Source organism: Klebsiella sp. MS 92-3 (genome assembly GCF_000195655.1).
Taxonomy (GTDB): domain Bacteria; phylum Pseudomonadota; class Gammaproteobacteria; order Enterobacterales; family Enterobacteriaceae; genus Klebsiella; species Klebsiella pneumoniae.
In genome coordinates this window covers 47,649-50,830 of the sequence record NZ_GL882819.1, presented here as the reverse complement: position 1 = coordinate 50,830, position 3,182 = coordinate 47,649, and the positions used below count along the sequence as shown (strand labels likewise).

Annotated in this window: 4 protein-coding genes; 2 read left to right on the top strand and 2 right to left on the bottom strand. The window is 59.6% G+C overall.

Translation table 11 applies throughout. The annotated features are described in order from the left end of the window. Positions 1–53: 53 nt before the first annotated feature. Together HMPREF9538_RS11055 and HMPREF9538_RS32330 are read right to left on the bottom strand one after the other, a co-directional pair. The gene (locus tag HMPREF9538_RS11055) at positions 54–1,115 is read right to left on the bottom strand and encodes an AI-2E family transporter (protein ID WP_002913806.1); all 1,062 of its coding nucleotides are present in this window, start codon (positions 1,113–1,115) and stop codon (positions 54–56) included. Between the two features lie 54 nt (positions 1,116–1,169). Beyond that, positions 1,170–1,286 carry a hypothetical protein gene (locus tag HMPREF9538_RS32330; RefSeq protein WP_004221267.1) on the bottom strand — a complete coding sequence of 39 codons (117 nt, stop codon included), beginning with the start codon at positions 1,284–1,286 and terminating at the stop codon, positions 1,170–1,172. A 51-nt stretch (positions 1,287–1,337) separates the two neighbouring features. Here HMPREF9538_RS32330 and bepA point away from each other — a divergent pair, with 51 nt between their 5' ends. Together bepA and arsC are read left to right on the top strand one after the other, a co-directional pair. Beyond that, the gene (bepA, locus tag HMPREF9538_RS11060; protein WP_002913807.1) at positions 1,338–2,801 is read left to right on the top strand and encodes a beta-barrel assembly-enhancing protease; all 1,464 of its coding nucleotides are present in this window, start codon (positions 1,338–1,340) and stop codon (positions 2,799–2,801) included. A 9-nt stretch (positions 2,802–2,810) separates the two neighbouring features. Continuing rightward, on the top strand, positions 2,811–3,170 hold the full coding sequence (gene arsC, locus HMPREF9538_RS11065; protein ID WP_002913810.1) for an arsenate reductase (glutaredoxin): 360 nt from the start codon (positions 2,811–2,813) through the stop codon (positions 3,168–3,170). Positions 3,171–3,182: the final 12 nt, after the last annotated feature.

Genomic DNA, 3,182 nt, shown 5'->3' with positions numbered 1-3,182 from the left:
GGGGGGGGGGGGGGCCCCCCCCCCGGCGGGCGTCTTTTTTTATTCTCATTGCCTTAGTCGTCGACCGCCAAACCATCCGGCCAGGCATGCACCACTGCTTTAATCAGCGTGGCCAGCGGAATGGCGAAGAAGACGCCCCAGAATCCCCACAGTCCGCCAAAGATCACCACCGACAGGATAATCACCAGCGGGTGTAAATTGACCGCTTCCGAGAACAGCACCGGAACCAGCAGGTTACCGTCCAGCCCCTGAATAATCAGATAGACCGCAAACAGGCTCCAGAACTCGGTGCCAGCGCCAAACTGAAACAGCGCCACCCCCACCACCGGAATGGTCACCACAAACGCGCCGATATAGGGGATCAGCACCGAGAAGCCGACCAGCACCGCCAGCAGCAACGAGTAGTTGAGGCCAAAGAGGATAAAGCCTATCCAGGTGGCGACGCTGACGACAATCATCTCCAGCACCTTGCCGCGAATGTAGTTGGTGATCTGCTGGTTCATCTCTTTCCACACCTGCCCAGCAAGCCCGCGATTGCGCGGCAGAACGCGGCGCACCGCGTTGAGCATCTGCTCTTTATCCTTCAGCAGGAAGAAGACCATCAGCGGCACCAGCACCAGATAGACCGCCAGGGTGAGTAACCCCACCAGCGAAGCCAGAGAGTACTTAACCACCGAGTCGCCCACCGTCAGCATCCGGGTGCGCATATTTTCCGCCATCGCATCGATAATGCCGGCATCCATTAACGCCGGATAGCGCCGCGGCAGCGTGGCGGCGAAATCAGAGAGCTTATTTAGCATGCCCGGCATATCGCGGATGAGGTAGATCCCTTGCTGCCAGGCTACCGGCAGCACCACAAAGGCCAGCAACAGCAGGATGCCCACAAAGAGGATCAGCACCAGCGAGGTGGCCCAGGTGCGCGACAGACCGATGCGCTCCAGACGAACGGTCGGCCACTCCAGCAGATACGCCAGCACGATAGCCACCAGCAACGGGGCCAGCAGGCCGCTGAAAAAGAACATAATGCCGAAACCGGCAAGCAAAATAACCAGCAGCGCTATCGCCTCAGGGTCGCTGAATCGACGGCGGTACCACTGCATTAACATCTCAAGCATAAAACCTTCCCTGAAGGGCCAAGCGGCGACAATCCGAGGAATTGTATCGAAATGTCACAAAAAAGACTTCGCTTTTTGATGCGCCGCAGTCAAACCGTTCTCCGCCATGAAGAACATATTTTCAAGGCGGCCAACGCCAGCTAAACTCGCTGGGATGCGGCCAGGGAACATTACGCCGCACAATCGGTCAAACTGGCACACCCACATTACAGGACAGAGGTTATGTTCAGGCAGTTGAAGAAAACGCTGGTGGCGACCGCGATCGCGTCGCTGACGCTGGGTTCGATAGGTCCTGCTTTTGCTGACTCCGCAGATACCCTGCCGGACATGGGAACCTCCGCAGGAAGCACGCTGTCAATCGGTCAGGAAATGCAGATGGGGGATTACTACGTCCGCCAACTGCGCGGTAGCGCGCCGCTGATCAACGACCCTCTGCTGGTGCAATATATCAACGGGCTGGGTATGCGTCTGGTGGCTCACGCCAACTCGGTGCGTACCCCGTTCCACTTCTATTTGATTAATAACGACCAGATCAACGCCTTCGCCTTCTTCGGCGGCAATGTGGTCCTCCACTCCGCCCTGTTCCGCTACTCTGATAACGAGAGCGAACTGGCCTCTGTCATGGCGCACGAAATCTCCCACGTGACGCAGCGGCATCTCGCCCGCGCGATGGAAGATCAGAAGCGCAATGCGCCGCTGACCTGGGTCGGTGCCCTGGGTTCGATTCTGCTGGCGATGGCCAGCCCGCAGGCCGGAATGGCGGCCCTGACCGGGACGCTGGCCGGCACCCAGCAGGGTATGATCAGCTTCACCCGCCAGAACGAAGAAGAGGCCGACCGGATTGGCATTCAGGTTCTGCAGCGCTCGGGTTTCGACCCGCAGGCTATGCCGATGTTTATGGGTAAACTGCTTGACGAGTCGCGCTACTCGACGCGACCGCCGGAAATGCTGCTCACCCACCCCCTACCGGAAAGCCGACTGGCCGATGCCCGTAACCGTGCCAACCAGATGCGCCCGGTGGTGGTACAGTCCTCGGCGGACTTCTATCTGGCGAAGGCGCGTACCCTCGGGATGTACACTAACGGCGACAACAAGCTGGGCACCGATCTGCTGAACGCCTGGGATAAAGGCAATATCCGCCAACAGCATGCCGCCCAGTATGGTCGCGCTCTGCTGGCGATGGAAAGCAACAACTTTGACCAGGCACGCAAAACGCTGCAGCCGCTGCTCAACGCCGACCCGCAAAATGCCTGGTATCTCGATCTGGCCACTGATATCGACCTCGGACAGAAGAAAACCAGCGACGCCATCAATCGTCTTAAAAACGCCCGCGAGCTGCGTACTAATCCGGTGCTGCAGCTGAACCTGGCCAACGCCCTGCTGCAGGGCGGGCAGCCCGGGGAAGCGGCGACCATTCTGAACCGGTATACCTTTACCTATAAAGAGGATGGCAACGGCTGGGACCTGCTGGCCCAGGCGGAAGGCGCGCTGGGCAATCGCGATCAGGAGCTGGCGGCGCGGGCTGAAAGCATGGCGCTGGTCGGCCAGCTGGAGCAGGCGATTTCCCTGCTCAGCAGCGCCAGCTCGCAGGTGAAACTCGGTAGCCTGCAGCAGGCACGTTACGATGCCCGTATCGATCAGCTACGCGATCTGCAGGCTCGCTTCCGTCCCTATCAAAAAATGTAAGGAGACCCCATGACCGACGCGGTAAAAATTTACCATAACCCACGCTGCTCCAAGAGCCGCGAAACGCTGAGCCTGCTGCAGAGTCGCGGCATCGATCCTGAGGTGGTGCTTTATCTTGAGACGCCACCGGATGCCGGGACGCTGCGCCAGCTGCTGCAGCTGCTGGGTATGGAGAGCCCCCGCGAGCTCATGCGCCAGAAAGAGGATCTGTATAAATCGCTCAATCTGGCCGACCCGGCTCTCAGCAACGCGGCGCTGATACAGGCGATGGTCGACAATCCGAAACTCATCGAGCGCCCTATCGTCGTCAGCCGCGGCCAGGCGCGTATTGGCCGCCCGCCGGAACAGGTTCTTGAGATCGTAAGCTAACTCACCCGCGCC

Excerpts from the sequence above, each read along its gene's own strand:
- HMPREF9538_RS11055 (WP_002913806.1), bottom strand. The coding sequence starts at position 1,115 with ATGCTTGAGATGTTAATGCAGTGGTACCGCCGTCGATTCAGCGACCCT.
- HMPREF9538_RS32330 (WP_004221267.1), bottom strand. The coding sequence starts at position 1,286 with ATGTTCCCTGGCCGCATCCCAGCGAGTTTAGCTGGCGTTGGCCGCCTT.
- bepA (WP_002913807.1), top strand. The coding sequence starts at position 1,338 with ATGTTCAGGCAGTTGAAGAAAACGCTGGTGGCGACCGCGATCGCGTCG.
- arsC (WP_002913810.1), top strand. The coding sequence starts at position 2,811 with ATGACCGACGCGGTAAAAATTTACCATAACCCACGCTGCTCCAAGAGC.